Below are 23979 nucleotides of genomic sequence, written 5' to 3' on the forward strand. Positions count from 1 at the left end.
AGGCATGGTTGCGGCAGTGCGGAGGAGTCATCGGGGCGGGCCCGGGGCATAGGCGCCCCGGGCCCGCCCCGGAAAGTCGGTCTGCGATGTCAGCGGCGCCTGATCAGGCGAGGCTACCATGGCAATGCTTGAACTTCTTGCCAGAGCCGCAGGGGCAGGGATCGTTGCGGCTCGGATTGCCCCAGGTTGCCGGCTCGTTCTCGTCGAAGCCGTCGACCAGAGGCTCGTGCGATTCCGGCACGGCCGCGTTCTCGCTCGGGCCGACCGCATGCGCCTGCTCGGCGAGCTTCTGCTGCTGCGCCTGTTGTTCGGCCATCTGCTGCAGCATCTTCTGCTGCTCTTCCTGGGTCATCGGGCGCACCCGGCCAAGCTGCTCGGTCACGCGCTCGCGCAGGGATTCCAGCATCGACTCGAAGAGCTGGAAGGCTTCGTTCTTATACTCGTTGAGCGGGTCACGCTGCGCATAGCCACGGAAGCCCACGACCGACCGCAGGTGCTCGAGCGTCAGAAGGTGCTCGCGCCACTTGGTGTCGATTGTCTGCAGCAGCACCTGCTTCTCGATCTGGCGCATGGTCTCGGGACCGAAGGCCTCGGCCTTCTCGGCCATCTGCTTGTCGGTGGCCTCTTCGATGCGCTCGCGGATGGTTTCTGCGTCGACGCCCTCTTCGTCGCCCCAGGCGATGACCGGCAGGTCGATGCCGAGCTTCTCGATGCACGCGGCGTAAAGACCCTGCATGTCCCACTGATCGGCATAAGCCTTCGCGGGCACATAGGTTTCGACCAACTCGTCGATCACCTCGTGGCGCATGTCCTCTGCGATCTCCGAGAGATCCTTGGCTTCCATGATTTCCAGACGCTGCGCGAAGATCACCTTGCGCTGGTCGTTCATCACGTCGTCGAATTTCAGCAGCTGCTTGCGGATGTCGAAGTTGCGGCCTTCGACCTTGGCCTGCGCGCGCTCCAGCGACTTGTTCACCCAAGGGTGGATGATCGCCTCGCCTTCCTTCATGCCGAGCTTGGTCAGCACCTTGTCGAGCCGCTCGGAGCCGAAGATGCGCATCAGGTCATCTTCGAGCGACAGGTAGAAGGAGCTGCGACCCGGGTCACCCTGGCGGCCCGAACGGCCGCGCAACTGGTTGTCGATGCGGCGGCTCTCGTGGCGCTCGGTGGCCAGCACGAAGAGACCGCCGGCCTCCTTCACCTCGGCCTCGGCCTTGGCGTGCTCGGTCTCGATGCGGGCGCGGATTTCTTCAGGGTCGGCCTCGGGATCGGCGGCGATGGCCTCCATCACGAGGAATTCGAAGTTGCCGCCCAGCTTGATGTCGGTGCCGCGGCCAGCCATGTTCGTCGCGATGGTGACCGCGCCCAGCTTGCCGGCGTCGGCGACGATCTGCGCTTCCTGCTCGTGCTGGCGGGCGTTGAGCACATTGTGCGTCAGCCCGGCCTTGCTCAGCAGCTGCGAGAGCAGCTCGGATTTCTCGATCGAGGTGGTGCCGACGAGGACCGGCTGGCCCTTCGCATGCGCCGTCTTGATCTCTTCGGTGATCGCCGCGTATTTCTCGGCGGTGGTGCGGTAGACCTTGTCGTCGTCGTCGATCCGCGCGATCGGCCGGTTGGTCGGCACTTCGACCACGCCCAGCTTGTAGATCTCGGCAAATTCCTCGGCCTCGGTCAGCGCGGTGCCGGTCATGCCCGACAGCTTGTCGTAAAGGCGGAAGTAGTTCTGGAAGGTCACGCTGGCGAGGGTGACGTTCTCGGGCTGGATCTGGCAGCCTTCCTTCGCCTCGATCGCCTGGTGCAGGCCATCCGACAGACGGCGGCCGGCCATCATCCGGCCGGTGAATTCGTCGATCAGCACGACCTGCCCGTCTCGGACGATGTAGTCCTTGTCACGGGTGTAAAGCTTGTGCGCGCGCAGGCCCTGGTTGACGTGGTGCACCACGGTGGTGCTTTCCGGGTCGTAGAGCGTCTGGCCCTCGGGCAGGATGCCGCGGCGGTGGAGCATGTCCTCGAGCGCCTCGTTGCCCTCGTCGGTGAAGGTGACGTTGCGGCTCTTTTCATCGAGCGTGTAGCCGTCCTCGGGCAGTTCGGGGATCAGCCGGTCGATGGCGACATAGAGGTCCGAGCGGTCCTGGCTGGGACCGGAGATGATCAGCGGGGTGCGCGCCTCGTCGATGAGGATCGAGTCCACCTCGTCGACCACGGCGAAGCCATGGCCGCGCTGCATCATCTGATCCAGTTCGGACTTCATGTTGTCGCGGAGGTAGTCGAAGCCCAGCTCGTTGTTGGTGGCATAGGTGATGTCGCAGGCATAGGCCTGCTTCTTCTCGTCCTCGGGCTGCTGCGGGTAGACCACGCCGGTGGTCATGCCGAGCGCGGCGAACACCTTGGACATCCACTCGGCGTCACGGCGGGCCAGGTAGTCGTTCACCGTCACCACGTGCACGCTCTTTCCGGAAAGGGCGTTGAGATACGACGGGAAGGTGGCGACCAGCGTTTTGCCCTCGCCGGTCTTCATCTCGGAGATGTTACCCTGGTGAAGGAAAATCCCGCCCATCAGCTGCACATCAAAGGCGCGCAGGCCGAGCGCGCGCTTGGCCGCCTCGCGGCAGTTGGCAAAGGCCTCGGGCAGCAGCGCGTCGAGGCTTTCGCCCTCGGCAAAGCGCTTGCGGAACTCCTTGGTTTTGGCGATCAGCGCGGCATCGTCCAGCGCCTCGTACTCGGGTTCCAGCGCGTTGATTTGAGCGATCAGAGGTCGGGTGGCCTTGATCTTGCGGTCGTTCGGGGTGCCGAACACCTTCCGCGCGAGTTTTCCCATTCCGAGCATGTGGCCTGCCTGTCCTGTCTGACAAAGTCGTGTTCCGCGTGAGGCATCCGCTTGCCCGCCTCGCACTCAACCCATATGACACAGGGGAACGACCGGCCTTGCAGAGCCTTGTGGCGATGTAAGCGGCAGGTTGGTAAGTGTCAACGCCGCCCGGTGGCGGGCGGCCAACTGGAAGGACGCCTAGATGCCCAAAACCCTCACCACACTGGGGGCGGCCGCGCTCGCCCTGACCCTCGCGCTGCCCCTTCACGCCCAGGATCAGGCTGCGGAGCAGACCGAGGCGCTGAGCGCCGACACCGTCGTGGCGACGGTGAACGGCACGGACATCACCCTCGGCGAGATGCTGGTCGTGCGCGCCAGCCTGCCCGAGCAGTACCAGCAGCTTGGCGATGACGTGCTCTGGGACGGCATCCTCGACCAGCTGGTTCAGCAGGAAGTGCTCGCACAGGACGAGAAGGCGGTCGAGACCAAGCGCGTGGACCTGTCGCTGAAGACCGAGCGCCGCACGCTGCTCGCCGCCGAGACCGTGTCGGCCGTGGCCGACGCCGCGGTGACCGACGAGGCGCTGCAGGCCGCCTATGACGCGCAGTTCGCCGATGCCGACCAGGGCCAGGAATACAACGCCTCGCACATCCTCGTGGAGAGCGAGGACGAGGCCAAGGCGATCATCGAAGAGCTGAACGGCGGCGCCGATTTCGCCACTGTGGCCAAGGAGAAATCCACCGGCCCGTCCGGCCCCAACGGCGGCGAACTCGGCTGGTTCAGCAAGGGCATGATGGTCGAGCCCTTCGAGACCGCGGTCGCGGACATGGAGCCGGGCGCGATCTCCGAAGCGCCGGTGCAGACCCAGTTCGGCTGGCATGTGATCAAGCTCAACGAGACTCGCGCCAAGGAAGCGCCGAAGCTCGACGAGGTGCGGGATCAGCTCGCCCAGCAGGTGCAGCAGGAAGCCGTCGCAGCCTATATGGACGACGCCGAGGCTGGCGCCGAGATCACCCGCAAGTCCTCGGGGGATATCGATCCCTCCATCCTGTCCAACCTGCAGCTGCTGGAGGACTGAGTGGCCAAGACCCTCGCCGTTTCCCCGCTAGCCCCTGCGGCCTTTCCCGTCCTGCCGGTGATCGACGGGGTGCGTTTTGCCTCTGTCGCGGCGGGGGTGCGCTACGCGGGGCGCACCGACGTCATGCTGGCCCTGCTCGACGCAGGCAGCACCATGGCGGGGGTCTTCACCCGCTCGGCCACGCGCTCGGCCCCCGTGCTCGACTGCCAGGCCAAGATCGGCGCCACCTCTGACGAGGGCGCGGCGATCATCGTCAACTCGGGCAATTCCAATGCCTTCACCGGCCGCAACGGCATCGAGTCCACCCGCGCGGTGACCTCGGCGGTGGCGGCGGCGACGGGCCTGCCCGAGGCGCGAGTCTTCTCCTCCTCGACAGGGGTGATCGGCGAGCCGCTGCCGCATGAGCGCATCACCGCCAAGGTGGACGAGCTGGTGAATGCGCTTGATGCCACCGGCATCTCCGGCGCGGCCAAGGCGATCATGACCACCGACACCTTCCCCAAGGGCTCGACCGTCACGGTCGACCTGCCGGGTGGGCCGGTGAAGATCGCCGGGATCGCCAAGGGCTCGGGGATGATCGCGCCCGACATGGCGACCATGCTGGTCTACATCTTCACCGACGCGAAGGTGCCGCAGACCCTGCTGCAGAAACTGGTCAGCCAGATCAACGACCGCAGCTTCAACTGCATCACCGTCGACAGCGACACCTCCACTTCCGACACGCTGCTCATGGGCGCCACCGGCGCCTCGGGCATCGAGGTGACCGAAGCGGACACGGCCTTCGCCGAGGCGCTCGAGACCGTCTTCCTCGATCTCGCGCACCAGGTGGTCAAGGACGGCGAGGGGGCGACCAAGTTCGTCACAGTCGAAGTGACCGGCGCCGCCAGTGACGCCGACGCGCGCACCCACGCCATGGCCATCGCCAACTCACCGCTGGTCAAAACCGCCATCGCCGGCGAGGACCCGAACTGGGGCCGCATCGTGATGGCGATCGGCAAGTCCGGCGCGGCGGCGGATCGTGACCTCCTGACGATCCGCTTTGGCGACGTGCTGGTGGCGGAAAAGGGCTGGCGCTCGCCGGACTACCGCGAAGAAGACGGCGCCCGGCTGATGAAGGCGCCCGAGATCACCGTCTCGGTCGATCTTGGTCTGGGGCAGGGCAAGGCCACCGTCTGGACCTGTGATCTGACCCACGGCTACATTTCGATCAACGCCGATTACCGGTCGTAACAGCCTTGCCCCTCTTTGTGGGGGCACATATCCCGGAGAGCGCGAGGGGCTCCGCCCCTCGCGTTTCTGCATCTACGGAAAGCCCCTCGCCATGAAAAACATCGTCCTCGTCTCTGCCGTTGCCCTCATCGACGTCGAGGGGCGCGTGCTTTTAGCGCAGCGGCCCGAGGGCAAGTCGATGGCCGGGCTCTGGGAATTCCCGGGTGGTAAGGTCGAGCCTGGGGAGACCCCCGAAGCGGCGCTCATCCGAGAACTGCACGAGGAGCTTGGGATCGAGACCTGGGACAGCTGCCTTGCGCCGCTGACCTTTGCCTCGCATGCCTATGACGATTTCCACCTGCTGATGCCGCTTTTTGCCTGTCGCAAATGGCAGGGCGTGCCCCAGGCGCGCGAGGGGCAGGTGCTGAAATGGGTGCGGGCGCGCGAGCTCACCGACTACCCTATGCCGCCCGCCGACGTGCCGCTGATACCGATTCTCAGGGATTTGCTCTGATCAAGGATTTCTTGATGCTTTGGGGCGTATGATCAGAAAATCATCGCAAAAACAGGCAGTTTTGCTCATTATTGAAACAGTTTTGTGCAAGATTTGTGTAGTTTTGGGCGGCCCACTGGCGTAATAATGGTTCGCACAGAGTTTTAGTTTAGGACACAACATGTTGCGCACCATCATCATGGGTAGCTGCATTTCGGTCCAGGGCTTTCTTGAGAAGACCCTTCCCGATGGGCGTCTCGTCGTCCGCGTCGGCCAGCAGGTTTTCACCGGGCGCCCGGTCTGATTGTACGCCCCGTAGAAGTCAACGACATGCGAGTCGCCTGAAAAGGCGGCTCGTATTTTTTTGCCCCAAGCTGACGTCGGCAAAGATCGCACGGTCCACGATGCAGGGAAGATGAACGCTCCAAGGGCAAGCCATAGGCCCAAGCAAAAAGGCCGGCGAGGTGATCGCCGGCCTTTTCAAATTTTGCTGCCGCAGGAGGGCAGGGCGATCAGAGCGACCGCTCGACTTCCTCGCGCTCGAAGATCTCGATGACATCGCCGGGGCGGATATCATCGTAGTTCTCGAAGGCCATGCCGCATTCCTGGCCGGATTGCACCTCGGCAACCTCGTCCTTGAAGCGCTTGAGGGTCTTCAGCGTGCCTTCGTGGATCACAACGTTGTCGCGCAGCAGGCGAACACCTGCGGAGCGGCGGGCGATGCCCTCGGTGACCAGGCAGCCGGCGACCTTGCCGACGTTGGACACCTTGAAGACTTCCTTGATCGCCGCGTAGCCAATGAAGTTCTCGCGGATTTCGTTCGACAGCAGGCCCGAGGCCGCCGCTCTCACATCGTCCACGAGGTCGTAGATCACCGAGTAGTAGCGGATCTCCACGCCCTTCTGGTTGGCCGCGTTGCGGGCCGGAGCGTTGGCACGGACGTTGAAGCCGATGACCGGGCAGCCCGAGGCTTCGGCGAGGCCGATGTCGGTCTCGGTGATCGCGCCCACACCGGAGTGGATGACGCGCACGCGGACCTCGTCGTTGCCCACCTTCTCGAGCGCCTGGACGATCGCTTCGGTCGAGCCCTGCACGTCCGCTTTCACGATGACGGGCAGTTCCGAGACGTTCTCGTCGTCCTTGGCCTTCTGCATCAGCTGTTCCAAGGTCGTCGCGGCACCGGCTGCGGCGCGCTTGTCCTTGGTCACATGTGCGCGGTACTCGGCGATCTCGCGAGCCTGCGCCTCGGTCTCGGTGACGTTGAGAACGTCGCCGGCCTCGGGCGTGCCGTTGAGACCCAGCACCTCGACAGGCACCGAGGGTCCAGCTTCCTGAACGCGCTCACCCTTGTCGTTGATCAGCGCACGGACTTTGCCGTACTGCTCGCCCACGACGAAGATGTCGCCCTGCTTGAGCGTGCCGTTCTGCACGAGCACCGTCGCCACCGGACCACGGCCCACGTCGAGCTGCGCTTCGATGACAGCACCCTGTGCGGCGCGGTTCGGGTTGGCCTTGAGCTCAAGGATTTCCGCCTGCAGCGCGATGGCTTCGAGCAGCGTGTCGAGACCCTGGCCGGTCTTGGCCGAAACCTCGACGTCCTGCACATCGCCCGACATCTCCTCGACGACGACTTCGTGCTGCAACAGGTCGGTGCGCACCTTGGTCGTGTTCGCGGACGGCTTGTCGACCTTGTTGATCGCCACGATCATCGGCACCTTGGCCGCTTTCGCGTGGCTGATCGCCTCGACCGTCTGCGGCATCACGGCGTCATCCGCGGCAACCACCAGCACGACGATGTCCGTCACCTGCGCGCCACGCGAGCGCATCGAGGTGAAGGCGGCGTGACCCGGGGTGTCGAGGAAGGACAGCACGTCGCCGTTCTTCGTCGTCACCTGGTAGGCGCCGATGTGCTGGGTGATGCCGCCGGCTTCGCCGGAGGTCACACTGGTGTTGCGGATCGCGTCGAGCAGCGAGGTCTTGCCGTGGTCGACGTGGCCCATGATCGTGATGACCGGCGGACGCGGCAGGAGGTCTTCCGGCTTGTCGTCCACGGTTTTGATCACGTCCTCGACGTCAGCATCGGACACGCGGGTCACGCGGTGGCCGAACTCCTCGATGATCAGTTCCGCCGTGTCGGCGTCAATGCTCTGGTTTTGCGTCGCCATGATGCCGCTCTGCATGAGCGACTTCACCACGTCAGCCACGCGCTCGGCCATACGGTTGGCGAGTTCCGCCACCGTGATCGCCTCGGGCAGCTGAACGTCGCGCACGACCTTCTCGCGCGACTGTGCACCGCCCATGGCCTTCTGACGCGCACGCTCCTGCTTGCGCTTCATCGCGGCCATGGATTTCTGCCGGCCACCTTCGCCGCCCAGAGCCTGGTTCAGCGTCAGTTTGCCGGAGCGGCGGTTGCCATCGTCGCGGGCACGCGCCGAGCGGCCACGCTCTTCGCGCTCGCGTTCGGCCTTGCGCTGCGGCTGAGCCGCCGGCTTGGCCCCGGGCGCACCGCCCGCGCGGGCCGGAGCCCCTGCAGCGCTGTCGTCCTTGGCCGCAGCAGCGGCTTTCTTGGGCGCGGCTTCTGCCTTCTTGGCCGCTTCCGCGGCCTCGGCAGCTTCGCGGGCCTTGCGCTGTTCTTCCTCGGCTTTCGCCTTGGCACGCTCTTCGGCCTCGCGCTGCTCGCGCTCTTTCTGTTCCTTTTCGGCGCGCATGCGCTCACGCTCCTCGGCGCGGGCCTTTTCCACGGCCTCGCGCTGAGCAGTCTCTTCGGCTTCGCGCGCCTTAGCGGCCTGCAGCGCGCGCAGCCGGCGTTCCATCTCCGAGTCGGTGATGCCCGCCGGGCGCTTGCCCGATCCGCCATGCGATCCGCCGCCCGAACCCTTTGCACCGCCTGCGGCGCCCGCTTTCGGGACCACGACGCGTTTGCGCTTGGTTTCTACCACGACGTTCTTTGTGCGGCCGTGGCTGAAGCTCTGCTTCACGTTCCCCGAGTGGGAGCCGCCGCGCAAACCCAAAGTCTTCTTGCCGTCGTTATCGCTCATTAAGATTCTCTTATCCTTTCCGGCGGCCCTTGCCGCCCGCGGCAGCCCCTGCTGCCGTTTTCGCGTCTGCCGATGCGACGCGCAGGCCCTTCAAACGTTGGGCCTCCTCTACAACACGTTTGGTGAGTCCACCAGCGCCAAGCGCTGCATGTATCACCTTTTCGCGTCCGAAGGCCAGCCCCAGCTCGTCCGCAGTGAGCCAGCCGATGTAGTTCCCCCCGTAGGGAGTACTCAATTTCGTCTTGCCGCGGGCCGATCCGTCCTCGGCCTGGATCAGGACGCGGGCTTCCTCTTTCGAAAGCCAGTCCTTCACCTTTTCATAACCCGAGACCGCGCCGCCGCCCTTGCGGGCGAGACTGATCAGCTCGACCACCCGTCGGGCAAGCATGCCCTCGATGAGGTCTGGCAGCCCTTCGGGAACCGTTACCGGCCCCTTGGCCGCGCGGGCAAAGAGGCCCTTGCCCGCCGCCTTTTCCAATGCCTTGCGATCGGCCGAGACCCAGATGCCCCGACCGGGCAGCTTGCCCGCGAGGTCAGGAACGACCTGACCCTCGGGCCCGACCACGAAACGGATCAAGCCGCCCTTGGGCTCCACGTCGCCAGTGGCGATGCAGCGCCGTTCGGGCCCGTCTGCCCCGTCCTTATCCTGACCTCCGCGGCTCATCTGGGACTCAGGCCTCCGCCTCGTCGGGCTCGCCGTCGAGCTCATCGCTCTCTGCCGCGCCGGACACGAGTTCCTCGGGGTCGACCCAGCCCAGCATCACGCGGGCGGTCATGATCATATTCTGCGCCTCTTCGAGGTCCACGCCGAATTTCTCGAGCAGACCGTCGTCCTTCTGGCGCTGGCCGTCGACCGTGGTCCAGCCACCGGCAAGTTCCCAGTCTGCGCAGGTGGCGAAGTCTTCGAGCGACTTGATGTCGTCCTGTGCCAGTGCCTCTACCATCTGGGGAGTGAGGCCCTCGAATTCAATGAGGCTCTCCTCAACGCCCAGCTCGCGCGCCTTCTCGAGCGCCTTGCGGGCCTGCTCTTCGATGAACTCGCGGGCACGGGTCTGCAGCTCCTCGGCGGTGCCTTCGTCGACGCCGTCGATCACCAGCAGCTCGTCGAGCTCGACGTAGGCCACTTCCTCGAGGTTGGTGAAGCCCTCGGCCACCAGCAGCTGCGCGAAGAACTCGTCGACGTCCAGCGTGTCCATGAAGAGCTTGGTGCGCTCTTCGAACTCGGCCTGGCGGCGCTTCGATTCTTCTTCCTCGGTCATGATATCGATGTCGAGGCCGGTCAGCTGCGAGGCGAGGCGCACGTTCTGGCCGCGGCGGCCGATGGCCAGCGACAGTTGTTCATCGGGCACGACGACCTCGATGCGCTCGGCGTCCTCGTCGAGAACCACCTTCGACACTTCGGCCGGCTGCAGCGCGTTCACGAGGAAGGTCGGCATGTCCTCGTTCCACGGGATGATGTCGATCTTCTCGCCCTGCAGTTCGTTCACGACGGCCTGCACGCGGCTGCCGCGCATACCGACGCAGGCGCCAACCGGGTCGATCGAGCCATCGTAGGACACGACGCCGATCTTGGCGCGCGAGCCCGGGTCACGGGCCACGGCCTTGATCTCGATGATGCCGTCGTAGATTTCCGGCACTTCCATCTTGAACAGCTCGGCCATGAATTCCGGCGCGGTGCGCGACAGGAAGATCTGCGGGCCGCGCGCTTCGCGGCGCACGTCCTTGACGTAGCAGCGGATGCGGTCGCCGGGGCGGTAGCTCTCGCGGCCGATCTTCTCGTTGCGACGCAGGATGGCTTCGCCACGGCCCACGTCGACGATGACGTTGCCGTATTCCTCGCGCTTGACCTGACCGTTGATGATCGTGCCCTGACGGTCCTTGAATTCCTCGTACTGGCGGTCACGCTCGGCTTCGCGCACCTTCTGCAGGATCACCTGCTTGGCGCTCTGCGCGGCGATACGGCCGAGGTCGACCGGCGGGACTTCCTCGACATAGGTGTCGCCGACCTTGGGCTCGGCCATGTACTGCTTGGCCTGCTGGACGGTCATCTCGGCCTGGTAGTTCTCAAGAAGGTCATCCTCGACCACGGTGCGCACGCGGGTGAAGCTGGCGCGACCGGTCTTGCGGTCGATCTTCACGCGGATGTCCATCTCCGAGCCGTAGCGGCTCTTGGCGGCGCGGGCGAGGCTCTCTTCCATCGCTTCGATCACCAGCGAGGGGTCGATCATCTTCTCGCGAGCGACGGCTTCTGCGGTCTGCAGAAGCTCGAGCTGGTTGGCAGAGGTGATGGCCATGGTCTTAGTCCTCCTGAGCGGCCGCGTCGTCGGCCTCGATGTCGTCGAATTTGGTTTCGTCCACTTCCTGCGCCTTGCGGGCACGAAGCATGTCTCGGATCAGATCGTCGGTGAGCACCAGCTTGGCGTCCGACAGCCAGTCGAATTGCAGGCCAATGGTTTGGTCTTCGCCGCCCTCCTCGATGTTGAGCAGCACTTCGCCGCCCTCGACCCCGGCGACCACGCCGCGCCAGCGCTTGCGGCCGTCGATCATCTCGGCGGTTTCGATCTTCACCTCGTAGCCCTCGAAGGTCTCAAAGTCCTTGAGGCGGGTGAGGGGGCGGTCGATCCCGGGCGAGGACACCTCGAGCGTGTACGCGTCGATGATCGGGTCCTCGACGTCGAGCACGGCGGAGACCGCGGTGGAGATGTCGGCGCATTCATCGACTTCGATGCCGCCCTCGGGGCGTTCGGCCATGATCTGCAGGGTGGCGGTCTTGCCCCCCATGAGACGGATGCGCACGAGTTCGAACCCCATGTCTTCGATGACGGGGCCGACGATCTCGGCGAGGCGCTTGTCGAGCGATGATTTGGCGATGAGGTCGGTCATGTTTCTCCGACTCCTTCGGAAACAAAAATACGGGCGCGCGGCCCGTCGGTGTTTCCCGGTGGAGCTTCGGTGCCAGGACCGACGCGCCGCTGTTGAAGGGGCATATACGTGTCTGCTGCGGATTTCGCAAGGGTGATTCACCCAAGGGCGGCTGTGGCTGCGCGCGCTTTGCCGCCGAGAACGCGCGCCACCGTCATCCGCCCCTCATGCAATCCCCTTTCCATGCGCCCTCTGATGGGGTTGATTGATGCATGGGAACGCATGGTCGCCCCGAGAAGTTACCGACTCGTACCCCGCACATGAGAATCCCAGATGCAAATCTTCCGCTGCCCCGCCTGCTCGAGCAGGGTCTACTTCCACAACCTCGCCTGCAGCTGCGGGCAGGAGGTCAGTTTCGATCCCGACGCGCAGGCCATGCTCGCGGGCGCCCGGCATTGCGCCAATCGCGACGACATCGCCTGTAACTGGGTGGCCGAAGAGGGCGATCTCTGCCGGTCCTGCGCAATGACCGAGACGGTGCCCGACCTGCGCGCCGAGCAGAACCTTCCGCTCTGGGCCGACAGCGAACTGGTCAAGCGCCAGATGCTCGCCGAGCTGTCGCGCTGGGGCTGGTTCACGCCCGCCGACATCGGCCCGCGCCCGGTCTTTCGCATGCTCTCGGAGGAGACGCTTCATGGCGAGGCGGACGTGGTCATGGGACATGCGAACGGGGTCATCACCATCAACGTCACCGAGGCGAGCGAGGCAGTCCTCGCGCGCCGGCAGGAGCAGTTCGACGAACTCTACCGCACGATGCTCGGGCACATGCGGCACGAGATGGCGCATTTCCTCTTCCTGCGGCTGGCCGAGGATCCGGCCTTTCTCGAAGATTTCCGGGCGCGCTTCGGGGACGAGCGCGCGGATTACGCGGAGGCCCTGGAGCAGCATTACAAGGCTCCGAAAGAGCGCGGCTCGGACTACATCACCACCTATGCCACCGCCCACCCACACGAGGACTGGGCCGAAACCCTCGCGCATCTGCAGCATCTCGTCTCGATGCTCGACAGCGGTCTGGCCAGCGGGTTGCGGCTGCCGGATTTCCCCGCGGAAGGCTACGACGCCTATCTTGAGACGGACACCGAGGCGCTGATCACCCGCGCCGTGAACCTGTCGATCGCGGTGAACCACGTGAACCGGGCGCTTGATCTGCCCGATCTCTACCCCTTCGTGCTGACCCACCCGGTGCGCGAGAAGATGACGCTCGCGCACCGCTGGCTGCAGCGTCTCTAAGGCACCTTTTCAGGGCGCCAGCGAGGCCGCGCTGCGCGCCGCATGGCGGAAGAGCTCGGCATCCGCCCCGATGGCGCGCCGCGCAAGGCGGCTGAGGGCGCCTTCGGCGCGAGCCGGGGTTTCTCGGATGCGTTCGAGCCGGGCCAGTGCTGCCTTGAGCGCGCGGCGTTCGGCGAGTGGCGTGGCGGGGTTTGCGAGGATTTCATGCGCCCGCAGCGTCGCATGGCCAAGATCAAGCAGCGCCAGCCCGCTGTCTAGTGCGCTGCGCTGCGCCCTTGCCGAGCGCCCGGTCAGCCGGAAGAGCCGCAGCATTCGGTGATAGAACCGGGCGCGCCAGACCGCGCGGTGGCGCAGCGCTTCGGCATCACCGGCCAACGCCGCCACATCGTGCAGCATCATCTTCGCCAGCGTGTCCTGCTTGCGGCGCAGGGTCGGCGGATAGACCGTGCGATACGTCACCAGTGCAGTGAGCGGCGCGGCAACAACGGCAAGGGCCATGAGCACAGAAGTGCCAAGATCGCCGGTGAGCGGCAGCGCCGGGTGCAGCAAGAGCAGCATCACCATGTTGACATCGAAGCTGACCCTCATGCCCCGGTCGTGCCCGCCGAGCAGGCCGCCAAGCAAGATGAACGGCAGCACCATCGCCACAAGCTGCCAATCCGCCCCCGCCTGCGGCCAGATCAGCCAGCGGATCGCCAGTGCCATGCCCGCGCCCATGAGCTGGCCGAGGAACACGTAGGGCAGCATGGCGATCGGGTTCTCGAAGGTGGTGAAGATCGAGATCATGATCGACATCCCGAGCAGCAGGAAGGCGCCGGCCGCGAAGCCGGTGATCTGCCAGATCAGGCCGAAGAGCAGCAGCGCACCGGTGGCGCGGATCGCTGCCTCGCGGGCGCCGATCCAGTCGCGGTGCAGCACCACGGGCAGGAGGTGCTCGGCACCCGGGGCCGAGCGGTTTTCGGGCGCGCGCCAGCGGGCGAGCGCCTGGGCCAGGGGTTTCAGTGTCTCGGCAGCGTCGGGATGGGCCGCGGCGCGCCCGAGCGCGGCGTGCGCCGCAGCGCTGTCTCCCCCGCGCAGGGCCTCGGCGGCCTCGTTCAGGGCCAAGCACGCGGCGTCGGGCAGGGTGTTTGCCTCTTGCCCGCGGTGCCAGAGCAGCACCGACAGCGCGGTCGACAGCAGCGCGCGGCTGGCGCGAGTCTCGCGGCGCGAGCGCAGCGAGCCCGCGGCATGCGGGTCGAGTGCCTCTTCGATGTCGGCCATGTCCGAGATCAGGCGCCGCGCCGCTTCGGGGTCGGAGCCAGGCCTCGAAAGCTGGTCGCAGAGGTCGGCCAGCATGCCACGGAAGCGCGAGCGCAACGCGTCGCCGTCGGCGGCGGGCGCAAAGAGCCAGCCCACCACCAGCGCGGCGAGCACGCCCACCAGCACCGTCGCCATCCGGTCGGCGCCGAGCGCCCAGACGGTCTCGGGGTGGCCGACGTCGAGCAGGGCGACCATCGCGGCGGTATAGCCCGCCAGCACCGTGCCATAGGCGAAAAAGCCGCGCAGGAGGTTGGCGATCCCGGTGCAGAGCCCGATCCAGAGTGCGAGCCCGATGACCAGCAGGGCCGGGTGGACCTGCATGGCCAGGATCAGCCCGACGCCGGCGACCGTTCCGATCACCGTGCCGGCGAAGCGGAAAAGGCCCTTTTCCAGCAATTGCCCCCGGACCGGCTGCGAGGCCGCCCAGACGGTCATCCCCGCCCATTGAGGGTGCTCCAGACCGAGCAGCCAGGCCGCCACCAGCGCCAGGCAGGCGGCAAAGGCGGTGCGCAGGGCAAAGATCAGCCGGGCCTTGTTGAAACCAAGGCTTTCCAGCGCGGCGCTCACGCCTCCGCCTCCTCGGTCAGCATGGCCTCGGCGCGGGCGGCGATGCGGGTGAAGGCGTCCAGCATGGCGCCTGTCTCGTCTTCGCTGATCTCGGCGAGGAGTTCACGCTCGGCCTGCAACAGCATGGCGCGGATGCGCGCGAGCTCTGTCCGCCCCTCCTCGGTCAGATGGATGCGGCGCGCGCGGCGGTCCGAGGAATCGACCCGCCGCTCGACGAGGCCGCGGGCCTCCAACAGGTCGAGCAGCCGCACCAACGTCGAGGTGTCGAGGCTGATCCGCGCCGCGAGATCGCGCTGGCTGATGCCGTCTCCGCCTTCGGCGAGGTGGACGAGCGGGCGCCAAGTGGCGTCGCTGAGGCCGGCTTCTGCAAGGCGCGTGTCGACCACCCGGTGCCATTGCCGGGCAAGGGTGATGAAGGCAAAGCCGAAGCGGTCGCGGGGCGAGGGAGTCTGTGTCATGAAATGCATGTATCTCAAAATGATTTGAACCACAAATCAAATACTGATGCCGGGAGAGCGGCAAATGGTTGCAACGCTCGACGTGCGTGCCGGCGGGGCATCGCGCTCGCCGCCCCGTGAACGGGGCGCGGATTGCGCCGGGGAGCGGCGCGGTCTAGTCTTCGCGCCAACCAATCAACAGGAGGCGGCATGTCGGGCAAGGCATTCGGGACACTTCGCGGCACGGTTCTCGCGCTTGCACTGATGGTGGCAGGGGCCGGGGCGGTTTCCGCCGACAGCCTGTCGGGCGACTACCTTGCCGCACGGCAGGCCAGCTTCGCCGGGGACTTCAAGGCGGCGGCCCGCTACTACGGCGAGGCGGTCAAGCATGACCCCGAGAACGCAGACCTGCTCGAGCGTGCCGCGCTGGCGAACATCGGCCTCGGCGATTTCGTCCGGGCCGAGGCGCTGGCCGAACGTCTCACGGCACTGGGCCACAGCAGTCAGATCGGCCAGCTTGCCGAGATTGCCGTGCTGGCCCACGAAGAGAACTACGCCGAGCTGCTGAAGCGGATCGAAGAAGGCCGCTCGGCGGGTTCGCTTGTCGACGGCCTGCTGAAGGCCTGGGCCGAGCTGGGCCGCGGCGACGTGAGTGCGGCGCTGGCCTCCTTCGATGCCGTGGCCGAAGAGCGTGGACTCGCCGGTTTCGCCGCCTATCACAAGGCCATGGCGCTGGCATCCGTCGGCGACTTCGAGGGGGCCGAGGCGATCTTTGCCGATCCCACGGGCGGCGGCATGCAGATGACCCGCAGCGCCGTGCTGGCGCGGATCCAGATCTTGTCGCAGATCAACCGCCAGTCTGATGCCGTGTCGCTCATCGACGAGGCCTTCGGTCAGCAGCTCGACCCCGGCATGGAGGATCTGCGTGCCAAGCTCGAGGCGGGCGAGACGCTGCCATTCGACATCGTCACCTCGGCCCGCGACGGCATTGCCGAGGTCTTCTTCACCATTGCCGGTGCGCTGGCCAATGAATCCGCCGAGGATTACACGCTGCTGCACGTGCGCGTGGCCGAGTACCTGCGCCCCGATCACGTCGGTGCGCTGCTGATGGCGGGTGAACTGCTGGAGAAGATGGGCCAGTACGAGCTCGCCGCCGCCACCTATCGCCGTGTGCCGCGCGAGGATGCCGCATACCACGTGGCCGAGCTGGGCCGGTCCGACGCGCTGCGCGCCGAGGGCAAGCTCGATGCCGCGGTCGAGGTGCTGGAACAGCTCGCCGACACGCATGGCAACCTGCCCGCGGTGCAATCGGCGCTTGGGGATCTGATGCGCCAGCTCGAGCGCTACGGGGAGGCGATCACCGCCTATGACCGGGCGCTGGCCACCTTCGCCGACCCCGATCCGGCGCAATGGTTCCTCTATTACGCCCGCGGGATCTGCAAGGAGCGGGACGGGAACTGGGAGGCCGCCGAAAAGGACTTCCGCGCCGCGCTGGAGTTCGTGCCGAACCAGCCGCAGGTGCTGAACTACCTCGGGTATTCCATGGTCGAGCACCACGTGAACCTCGACGAGGCCCTGGAGATGATCGAGCGCGCGGTCGAGGCAGAGCCGCAGAGCGGCTATATCGTCGACAGCCTTGGCTGGGCGCTCTACCGGCTGGGACGCTACGACGAGGCGGTGGGCCACATGGAGCGCGCTGCCGAGCTGATGGCGGTCGACCCGGTGGTCAACGACCACCTCGGCGACGTCTACTGGGCCGTCGGCCGCAAGACCGAGGCGCGCTTCCAGTGGCAGCGCGCGCTCTCCTTCGTCGGCTGGGAGGACGCCTCGGACGATGTCGAGCCAGAGCGCATCCGTCGCAAGCTGGCAGTTGGGCTCGATACCGTGCTTGCCGAAGAGGGCCGGCCGCCGCTGAAGGTGGCGCATGACGTGGAGTGACGTCTTCGCCCCGGCGAAGGTCAACCTGACCCTGCACATTACCGGCCAGCGCGACGACGGCTATCACCTGCTCGACTCGCTGGTCGCCTTCGCGCCGGTGGGCGACACGCTTCGCGTCGCGCCAGCCGAGGAGCTGACCCTTCGCCTCGAAGGGCCGGAGGCCGAGGGGCTGCCCGCCAATGGCGACAACCTCGCCCTGCGCGCCGCCGCCATGGTGGGGGAGGGGCAGGGCGCCGCGATCGTGCTGGAAAAGGTCCTGCCGGTGGCCTCGGGCATCGGCGGCGGTTCGGCGGACGCTGCGGCGGCGGCGCGTGCCATGCTGGCCGAGGCCGGGGCGTTGGATGCCGATGGTCTGGCGCGGGCGGAAACGGCGCTTCTGGCGCTTGGGGCAGACGTGCCGATGTGTCTTGCTTCGCGCACGGTACGGGTTCGCGGGATCGGCGAAGGTCTGACGCCCGTCAGCCTGCCCCCGCTGCCCGCCGTGCTGGTCAACCCGCGGGTGCCGGTCTCGACACCGCAGATTTTCCGCAGCCTCACCGCGCGCGACAATCCCCCGATGCCCGAGCACCTGCCGGAGTTCACCGAACCCGAGCCGCTGATCAACTGGCTGGCGGGCATGCGCAACGACATGGAGCCCGCGGCCATCGCGCTGGAGCCGGTGATCGGCACCCTGCTGGCGGAACTGGCCGCTCTGCCGGGCTGCCGGTTGGCGCGCATGTCGGGATCGGGGGCCACCTGCTTCGGGCTCTTCGCCACGATGGCAGAGGCAGGGGCGGGGGCAGAGGCCCTGCGCGCGGCCCGCCCGGAGTGGTGGATCGCCGAGGGGCTCTTGGGGGATCAGCAGGCGCGGGCGATGCCGCGCCGGGGCTGATCTTGGCCTCACCGCGACGGGCGCGGGCTCAGTAGAGCCGCGCCACCACGAAATCTGCCAACTCGATCATCACGTCGCGGAGTTCGGACTGGGGCAGCTGCGCCATCGCGGCCTTGGCCTTTTCCGACCAGCCGAGCGCATCCTCGCGCGTGGCGTCCAGAGCCCCGTGCTTGTGCAGCAGCTTGAGCGCGTAGTCGAGATCGCCCTCTTCCTGCTTGCCCTTCTCGATGGTGCGCTGCCAGAAGGCGCGCTCCTCGGAGTCGGCGGCCGCCACGGCCTTGATCACCGGCAGGGTCAGCTTTCGTTCGCGGAAGTCGTCGCCGACGTTCTTGCCGGTGGCCGCGCTTTCACCCATGTAATCGAGCAGGTCATCGGCGATCTGGAAGGCGATGCCAAGCGCGTCGCCATAATCGAAGAGCGCCTGCACCTGCGCCGGGTCAGCCCCGGAAATGACCCCGCCCACCTCGGTCGCGGCCGAGAAGAGCGCGGCGGTCTTGCCGCGCACGACCTGCAGGTAGATGTCCTCGGTGGTGCCGAGATCCTGCGCGGCGGTGAGTTGCAGCACCTCGCCCTCGGCGATGGTGGCAGAGGCGTTCGACAGGATTTCCAGCACGCGCAGGTTGCCGGTTTCGGTCATCAGCTGGAAGCTGCGGGCAAAGAGATAGTCGCCGACCAGCACCGAGGACTTGTTGTCCCACAGCAGGTTGGCGGTGGGCCGGCCGCGCCGCTGCGCGCTTTCGTCGACCACGTCGTCATGCAGCAGGGTCGCGGTATGGATGAACTCCACCGTCGCGGCCAGATGCACGTGGTAGGGGCCGTCGTAGCCGCAGATATTTGCCGCGGCGAGGGTGAGCATCGGGCGCAGGCGCTTGCCGCCCGCCTCGACCAGATGCGCGGTCACCTCCGGGATGCGCGGGGCATGTTTCGAGGCCATCCGCTCGCGGATCAGGGTGTTCACCGCACCCATCTCGTCGGACAGCATCGACGCCAGGCGGTCGTGCGGTTTCGCTTTTGCCGTATCCAAGCCCATCAGACCCCCGTCACAGGCTCGACAAGGCCGGGGCCCTGTCCTTACATCCCCAGTATGGAAGAACTTCTGCGCACAACCGACATCACCCTGATACCGCTCGCGAAGACCCTCCTTGATGGGCAGGGTATAGACAGCTTTGAGTTGGACGTAAATATGAGCGTCCTCGAGGGCTCCTTGGGTATACTTCCGCGCAGGCTGATGGTCCGCAGCGGCGAGCTCGAGGCGGCACGGCGGGTGCTGCGCGACTTCGGCATTTCTTTCGAGTCCGGCGCGTGAGACGCGACTTCTTTGCCGAGGAGGCGCTGCGCTGCGACGACTTCCTTGGCGGGCGCGCGAAGATATGGCAGCCGAAACAAGGTCTTGGATACCGCGCCGGGGTCGATCCCGTACTGCTGGCGGCGAGTGTCGAGGCGCGGCCCGGGCAGGAGGTGCTGGAGCTCGGCTGCGGCGCAGCCCCGGCGCTGGTCTGCCTTGGCGTGCGTGTTGGCGGGCTGCGGGTGGCCGGCGTGGAGCTTCAGCCGAGCTATGCCGCGCTCGCGCGGCGTAACATTGCCGAGAACGGTCTCGAGGGGGAGATCCTCGAAGCGGACCTCGCGCGGCCGCCCGCCGCGCTGAAGGCGCGCGTCTTCGATCACGTTTTTGCCAACCCGCCGTATTTCGAGCCGGGCAAGCGCAGCGTCTCGCCGGATGCGGGGATCGAGCTGGCGCAAGCCGGCGCGCTGCCGCTGGCTGACTGGGTGGCGCTGGCCGCGAAGCGTCTCAAGCCGCGCGGCACCGCGACCTTCGTGCAACGGGTGGAGCGGTTGCCGGAACTGCTGGCCGCGCTGAATGCGCATCTGGGCTCTGTCGAGGTGCTGCCACTGGCCCCGCGCGAGGGCCGAGCGCCCCGGCTGATTCTCGCGCGCGGACGCAAAGGAGGGCGGGCAGATTTCCGCCTTTGCCCGCCGCTCGTGCTTCACGCTGGCGCGTGCCACCTTGAAGACGGCGAAGATTATACAAATGTCGTTAAAGCAGCCTTGCGTGACGGAAAATCGATCATCTTTGGTGGGTGAGCGAAAGTCCGAGCATCGCCTTGAGCCTGCGCTAAGCAATGCTGCGGGTGCGGCGTGACAGAATGTAAAAGTTATGCTGCACTGTATGTGCCCAAAGCAAGAAGGAGGATATAATGAGCTTAACTTCTCACCTGCAGGAACTGAAGAAGAAGCACCAGAACCTCGCCACCACGGTGGAAGAAATGCAGCGTAGTCCGGGCGTGGACGACCTGCATGTTGCAGCCCTGAAGAAGCAGAAACTCCGGATCAAGGAAGAGATTAGCCGGCTCTCGGCAGAGGCCACCTAACCAGGCACGGGCAGGCAGCACCCGCGAGGGACAGCCACCTACCTGCCTCGAGAGTGGACGTGAGACACCGATCCAAGTGGCCGCCGCGCCTCAGGATCGCAGAGGTTCCGGGCCCGAATCTCCGGGCCCGGGCAGCAGGGCAAGGCGCCAACCGGCGCGCGACGATGCGGCAATTCAGAGCACGCCTTTCAACACGCATCCCTTTTCACCCTTGCAAGGATGGCCGCGGCCCGATTGGTCCGCGCATTCGGAAGGTCGTGCGTGCCGCGCCCTGTCAAAGAAAGCGCCCCCGGAGACCCAAACTCCGGGGGCGCTGCCTTGAGAGGGGGACCTTCCAGCCTGGGATCAATTGGTCCCGGAAGACATCAGTCGATGGGCTCGAGGGTCTTCTCGAGCTGCTCGCGCAGATGCGCGTGCTGACTCGGCAGCTTCAGCGCCTCGCCGAGGTGCGCGCGATCCTCGTCACGGTCGAAGCCGGGTTCGTTGGTCGCCACTTCGAAGAGAACGCCCCCGGGGCTTCGGAAGTAGATGGCATAGAAGTAATCCCGGTCGATCTGCGGCGTGATCTGGTAGCCCTGCTCGGTGAGCGCCTTGCGAACTTCGAGCTGTGCCGCGCGATCCTCCACCGCGAAGGCGATGTGATGGACGCTGCCGGCGCTCTGGGTTCCTTGGGGGGCGTCGACGGTTTCAATGTCGATGGTGCCCGCCCCATTATGCTCCGGCAACACCAGGCGCATCACGTTGGCCTGGCGGCACTCTTCCTTGTAGCCCATGGCGCCCAGCAACTCGGCGGTCGGCCCCGCGTCGCGCAGGCGCATCTGCACCGAGTGGAAGCCGCGGATCGCAATGTCCTCACCGACACTGCCACCGGTCCAGGGGAGACGGCTGTCTTCGGCCTCGACCAGTGCCAGCCCTTCGCCGTCCGGTCCCTCGAAGGCGAGGCGATGCTCGCCGTAGCGGTTGAGCCGGTCGATCCCGGTGACACCGGCCTTGGTCAGTCGCGCCTCCCAGGCGTCGAGCGACCCCTCGGGGACGGCGAAGGCGGTGGTCGCGACCTCGCCGGTGCCCCGGCGGCCGCGGGTGGCATGGGGGAAGGGGAAGTAGGTCATGACGCTGCCGGGAGTGCCCAGTTCGTCACCGTAGTAAAGGTGATAGACGTCGGGGGCGTCGAAGTTGACGGTCTTTTTGACCCGTCGCAGGCCAAGCGTGTGGGTGAAGAAGGTGTTGTTCCGAGACGCGCTGCTGGCCAGCGCGGTCACGTGATGCAGGCCCTTGATCTGTGTAAGCATGGTCTCTCTCCTGATGAAGAATTGATCCCCATATAGGCGCTAGAGGGTTTGCTGAAAACGAATATGGCCGCGCGAAAGGGCTGCATCAGTGCACAGCCGACGGCAAGGCGTTGACCGGATATACGGGTATACCAAAAGGCCCCGGCGCGGGCGCCCGGGGCCTGTCATTGATCATGCCTGCGCGGGCGTCAGACGAAGAACTGACCGCCGTTGGCCGAGATCGTCGAGCCATTCACGAAGCCAGCCTTCTCGTCGGCGAGGAAGACCACGCAGCGGGCGATCTCCTCGGGCTCGCCGAGGCGACCGGCGGGGATCTGCGCGATGATCTGCTCACGCACCTTCTCGGGCACGGCCATGACCATCTCGGTGGCGATGTAGCCCGGGCAGATGGCATTGGCGGTGATGCCGTAGCGTGCGCCTTCCTGCGCCAGAGACTTGATGATGCCTAGATCACCCGCCTTGGTTGCGGCGTAGTTCACTTGCGCGAACTGGCCCTTCTGGCCATTGATCGACGAGATCACGATGACCCTGCCGAACTTGCGCTCGCGCATGCCCGGCCAGAGCGGGTGCACGGTGTTGAACACGCCGGTGAGGTTGGTGTCGATGACCTCTTTCCATTGCTCGGGTGTCATCTTGTGGAAGGGCGCGTCGCGTGTGATGCCGGCATTGGCCACCACCACGTCGATCGGGCCGAGATCCGCCTCGACCTGCGCGATGCCCGCCTTGGATGCCTCGTAATCCGCGACGTTCCACTTGTAGGTCTTGATGCCCGTTTCCGCGGTGAAGGCCTGGGCCTTCTCGTCGTTGCCGGCGTATGTCGCTGCGACTTCGTAACCTTCGGCCTTGAGTGCCTTCGAGATCGCCTCCCCGATCCCGCGGCTGCCGCCGGTGACCAATGCAACTTTCGTCATTCTTCCCTCCAATTCGGAACCTCCGTAGTCCGGTAATGTTCTTAATCTGTTTAAAAATTTACAGCAATATTATTGCGCAGAGATTTTCCACGTGCGGCAATCCGCGCAAAGAAAAAGGGGCGCCGGGGCGCCCCTCTTCACGTCGTCAGTCTCGTTCGACACACAGGGCGACGCCCATACCGCCCCCGATGCAGAGCGTCGCGAGGCCCTTCTTGGCGTCGCGCCGCTTCATCTCGAAGAGCAGCGTGTTCAGAATGCGGGCGCCCGAGGCACCGATCGGGTGGCCGATGGCGATGGCGCCGCCGTTCACGTTCACGATCGCCGGATCCCAGCCCATGTCCTTGTTCACCGCGCAGGCCTGCGCGGCGAAGGCCTCGTTGGCCTCGACCAGATCGAGGTCCTCGGGCTTCCAGCCGGCTTTCTCCAGCGCCTTGCGCGAGGCGTGGATCGGTCCGACGCCCATGATCGACGGGTCGAGACCCGCGGTGGCGTAAGAGACGATGCGGGCGAGCGGCTCGATGCCGCGCTTTTCGGCATTGTCGGCGCTCATCAGCAGCACACCGGCGGCGCCGTCGTTGATGCCGCTCGCGTTGGCCGCGGTGACCGAGCCGTCCTTGGCGAAGGCCGGGCGGAGCTTCTGCATCGCCTCGATGGTGGCGCCGTGGCGGATGTACTCGTCCTTGTCGACGATGATCTCACCCTTGCGGGTCTTGACGGTGAAGGGGATCACCTCGTCGTCGAACTTGCCGGCCTTCTGTGCCGCCTCGGCTTTGTTCTGCGAGGCCAGCGCGAATTCGTCCTGCTGCTCGCGGCTGATCTGCCACTGCTGCGCGACGTTCTCGGCGGTCTGGCCCATGTGGTACCCGTTGAAGGCATCCCAGAGGCCGTCGCGGATCATCGTGTCGATGTAGCTCACATCGCCCATCTTGTGGCCGGCGCGCAGATGCGCGGCATGGGGCGCGAGGGTCATGTTCTCCTGACCGCCGGCGCAGACGATGTCGGCGTCGCCAAGCAGGATGTGCTGTGCGCCCAGCATCACGGTGCGCAGGCCCGAGCCGCAGACTTGGTTGATCGACCAGGCCGAGCTTTCCTTGGGCAGGCCGGCATTGATATGCGCCTGGCGCGCCGGGTTCTGGCCCTGGGCCGCGGTGAGCACCTGGCCGAGGATGGTCTCGGACACCTCGCCCTTGTCGATGCCGGCGCGGGCGACCAGCGCGTCGAGCATGGCCGCGCCGAGGTCATGGGCGGGGGTATTGGCGAAGGCGCCGCTGAAGCTGCCCACGGCGGTACGTGCCGCGGATGCGATTACGACATTGGTCATGAAATTCTCCCTCCAAGCAAACATGCGATCGGACCGCGTCCCCTCGCCCTCTTGGCGGGGGCAGTGGCTCCGCATCTGGCCTTGGTTCTTTTGATAACGCGGGGATCCGCAACTGCACAGAGGCGGCGGCGTCGATTCTCACCTGTTTGCGCAATTCGTCGCAGGCTGTGACGTCAGGCGGGAGAAAATCGTCCGCAG

General features: G+C 66.1%; 21 protein-coding genes. 10 read left to right on the forward strand and 11 right to left on the reverse strand.

Going from position 1 to position 23979, the window contains the following annotated elements; translation table 11 throughout:
* Window positions 1-103 precede the first annotated feature (103 nt).
* Window positions 104-2827, reverse strand: coding sequence for a preprotein translocase subunit SecA (gene secA / locus CEW88_RS02570; protein ID WP_108964544.1), 2724 nt, complete (start codon window positions 2825-2827; stop codon window positions 104-106).
* Between the two features lie 184 nt (window positions 2828-3011).
* On the opposite strand from secA, the gene CEW88_RS02575 reads away from it, so the two are divergent.
* The 4 genes from CEW88_RS02575 to CEW88_RS25090 all read left to right on the forward strand — a co-directional run bounded on the left by CEW88_RS02575 (window position 3012) and on the right by CEW88_RS25090 (window position 5893).
* Complete coding sequence (locus tag CEW88_RS02575) at window positions 3012-3887, forward strand: peptidylprolyl isomerase (protein ID WP_108964545.1); 876 nt, start codon at window positions 3012-3014, stop codon at window positions 3885-3887.
* Window positions 3888-5117 carry a bifunctional glutamate N-acetyltransferase/amino-acid acetyltransferase ArgJ gene (gene argJ, locus CEW88_RS02580; protein ID WP_108964546.1) on the forward strand — a complete coding sequence of 410 codons (1230 nt, stop codon included), beginning with the start codon at window positions 3888-3890 and terminating at the stop codon, window positions 5115-5117.
* A gap of 91 nt (window positions 5118-5208) precedes the next feature.
* Window positions 5209-5610, forward strand: coding sequence for an 8-oxo-dGTP diphosphatase MutT (gene mutT / locus CEW88_RS02585; protein ID WP_108964547.1), 402 nt, complete (start codon window positions 5209-5211; stop codon window positions 5608-5610).
* Between the two features lie 160 nt (window positions 5611-5770).
* Complete coding sequence (locus CEW88_RS25090; protein WP_095882083.1) at window positions 5771-5893, forward strand: hypothetical protein; 123 nt, start codon at window positions 5771-5773, stop codon at window positions 5891-5893.
* A 208-nt stretch (window positions 5894-6101) separates the two neighbouring features.
* Here the strand turns inward: CEW88_RS25090 and infB are convergent, their stop codons facing one another.
* Genes infB through rimP form a run of 4 tightly spaced genes read right to left on the reverse strand, consistent with a single transcriptional unit; the run spans window position 6102 to window position 11510 of the window.
* Complete coding sequence (infB, locus tag CEW88_RS02590) at window positions 6102-8627, reverse strand: translation initiation factor IF-2 (RefSeq protein WP_108964548.1); 2526 nt, start codon at window positions 8625-8627, stop codon at window positions 6102-6104.
* A gap of 10 nt (window positions 8628-8637) precedes the next feature.
* Entirely contained in the window at window positions 8638-9291 is a 654-nt protein-coding gene (locus CEW88_RS02595) for an RNA-binding protein (protein WP_108964549.1), read from the reverse strand.
* A 7-nt stretch (window positions 9292-9298) separates the two neighbouring features.
* Window positions 9299-10921 (reverse strand): transcription termination factor NusA, encoded by a 1623-nt coding sequence (gene nusA, locus CEW88_RS02600; RefSeq protein ID WP_108964550.1) that lies wholly within the window; start codon window positions 10919-10921, stop codon window positions 9299-9301.
* A 4-nt stretch (window positions 10922-10925) separates the two neighbouring features.
* The gene (gene rimP, locus CEW88_RS02605) at window positions 10926-11510 is read right to left on the reverse strand and encodes a ribosome maturation factor RimP (RefSeq protein WP_108964551.1); all 585 of its coding nucleotides are present in this window, start codon (window positions 11508-11510) and stop codon (window positions 10926-10928) included.
* A gap of 312 nt (window positions 11511-11822) precedes the next feature.
* On the opposite strand from rimP, the gene CEW88_RS02610 reads away from it, so the two are divergent.
* Window positions 11823-12779 (forward strand): zinc-binding metallopeptidase family protein, encoded by a 957-nt coding sequence (locus CEW88_RS02610; RefSeq protein WP_108964552.1) that lies wholly within the window; start codon window positions 11823-11825, stop codon window positions 12777-12779.
* 9 nt (window positions 12780-12788) lie between these two features.
* Here CEW88_RS02610 and CEW88_RS02615 read toward each other — a convergent pair whose 3' ends face one another.
* Window positions 12789-14645: an FUSC family protein gene (locus tag CEW88_RS02615; protein WP_108964553.1), complete on the reverse strand. Its 1857-nt coding sequence runs from the start codon at window positions 14643-14645 to the stop codon at window positions 12789-12791.
* Window positions 14642-15103, reverse strand: a complete 462-nt coding sequence (locus CEW88_RS02620; protein ID WP_108967497.1) for a MarR family winged helix-turn-helix transcriptional regulator — start codon at window positions 15101-15103, stop codon at window positions 14642-14644. Before CEW88_RS02620 ends, CEW88_RS02615 begins: the two co-directional genes overlap by 4 nt.
* A 189-nt stretch (window positions 15104-15292) precedes the next feature.
* On the opposite strand from CEW88_RS02620, the gene CEW88_RS02625 reads away from it, so the two are divergent.
* Window positions 15293-17020 carry a tetratricopeptide repeat protein gene (locus tag CEW88_RS02625; protein ID WP_108964554.1) on the forward strand — a complete coding sequence of 576 codons (1728 nt, stop codon included), beginning with the start codon at window positions 15293-15295 and terminating at the stop codon, window positions 17018-17020.
* Window positions 17007-17891, forward strand: coding sequence for a 4-(cytidine 5'-diphospho)-2-C-methyl-D-erythritol kinase (locus CEW88_RS02630; RefSeq protein WP_108964555.1), 885 nt, complete (start codon window positions 17007-17009; stop codon window positions 17889-17891). The genes CEW88_RS02625 and CEW88_RS02630 overlap by 14 nt, the downstream gene beginning before the upstream one ends.
* Window positions 17892-17919: 28 nt before the next feature.
* Here the strand turns inward: CEW88_RS02630 and CEW88_RS02635 are convergent, their stop codons facing one another.
* Window positions 17920-18921, reverse strand: coding sequence for a polyprenyl synthetase family protein (locus tag CEW88_RS02635; RefSeq protein WP_108964556.1), 1002 nt, complete (start codon window positions 18919-18921; stop codon window positions 17920-17922).
* A gap of 54 nt (window positions 18922-18975) precedes the next feature.
* On the opposite strand from CEW88_RS02635, the gene CEW88_RS02640 reads away from it, so the two are divergent.
* The 3 genes from CEW88_RS02640 to CEW88_RS02650 all read left to right on the forward strand — a co-directional run bounded on the left by CEW88_RS02640 (window position 18976) and on the right by CEW88_RS02650 (window position 20260).
* The gene (locus CEW88_RS02640; protein WP_108964557.1) at window positions 18976-19197 is read left to right on the forward strand and encodes a putative signal transducing protein; all 222 of its coding nucleotides are present in this window, start codon (window positions 18976-18978) and stop codon (window positions 19195-19197) included.
* A complete protein-coding gene (locus tag CEW88_RS02645; protein WP_108964558.1) occupies window positions 19194-19973 on the forward strand; it encodes a tRNA1(Val) (adenine(37)-N6)-methyltransferase in 780 nt (259 codons plus the stop codon). Before CEW88_RS02640 ends, CEW88_RS02645 begins: the two co-directional genes overlap by 4 nt.
* A 113-nt stretch (window positions 19974-20086) precedes the next feature.
* A complete protein-coding gene (locus tag CEW88_RS02650) occupies window positions 20087-20260 on the forward strand; it encodes a YdcH family protein (RefSeq protein ID WP_095881329.1) in 174 nt (57 codons plus the stop codon).
* 365 nt (window positions 20261-20625) lie between these two features.
* Here CEW88_RS02650 and CEW88_RS02655 read toward each other — a convergent pair whose 3' ends face one another.
* The 3 genes from CEW88_RS02655 to CEW88_RS02665 all read right to left on the reverse strand — a co-directional run bounded on the left by CEW88_RS02655 (window position 20626) and on the right by CEW88_RS02665 (window position 23781).
* Window positions 20626-21549: a VOC family protein gene (locus CEW88_RS02655; protein ID WP_108964559.1), complete on the reverse strand. Its 924-nt coding sequence runs from the start codon at window positions 21547-21549 to the stop codon at window positions 20626-20628.
* A gap of 188 nt (window positions 21550-21737) precedes the next feature.
* Entirely contained in the window at window positions 21738-22460 is a 723-nt protein-coding gene (gene phbB, locus CEW88_RS02660; protein WP_108964560.1) for an acetoacetyl-CoA reductase, read from the reverse strand.
* 145 nt (window positions 22461-22605) lie between these two features.
* Window positions 22606-23781, reverse strand: coding sequence for an acetyl-CoA C-acetyltransferase (locus CEW88_RS02665; protein WP_108964561.1), 1176 nt, complete (start codon window positions 23779-23781; stop codon window positions 22606-22608).
* Window positions 23782-23979 lie beyond the last annotated feature (198 nt).

Source organism: Alloyangia pacifica (genome assembly GCF_003111685.1).
Lineage (GTDB): Bacteria > Pseudomonadota > Alphaproteobacteria > Rhodobacterales > Rhodobacteraceae > Salipiger > Salipiger pacificus_A.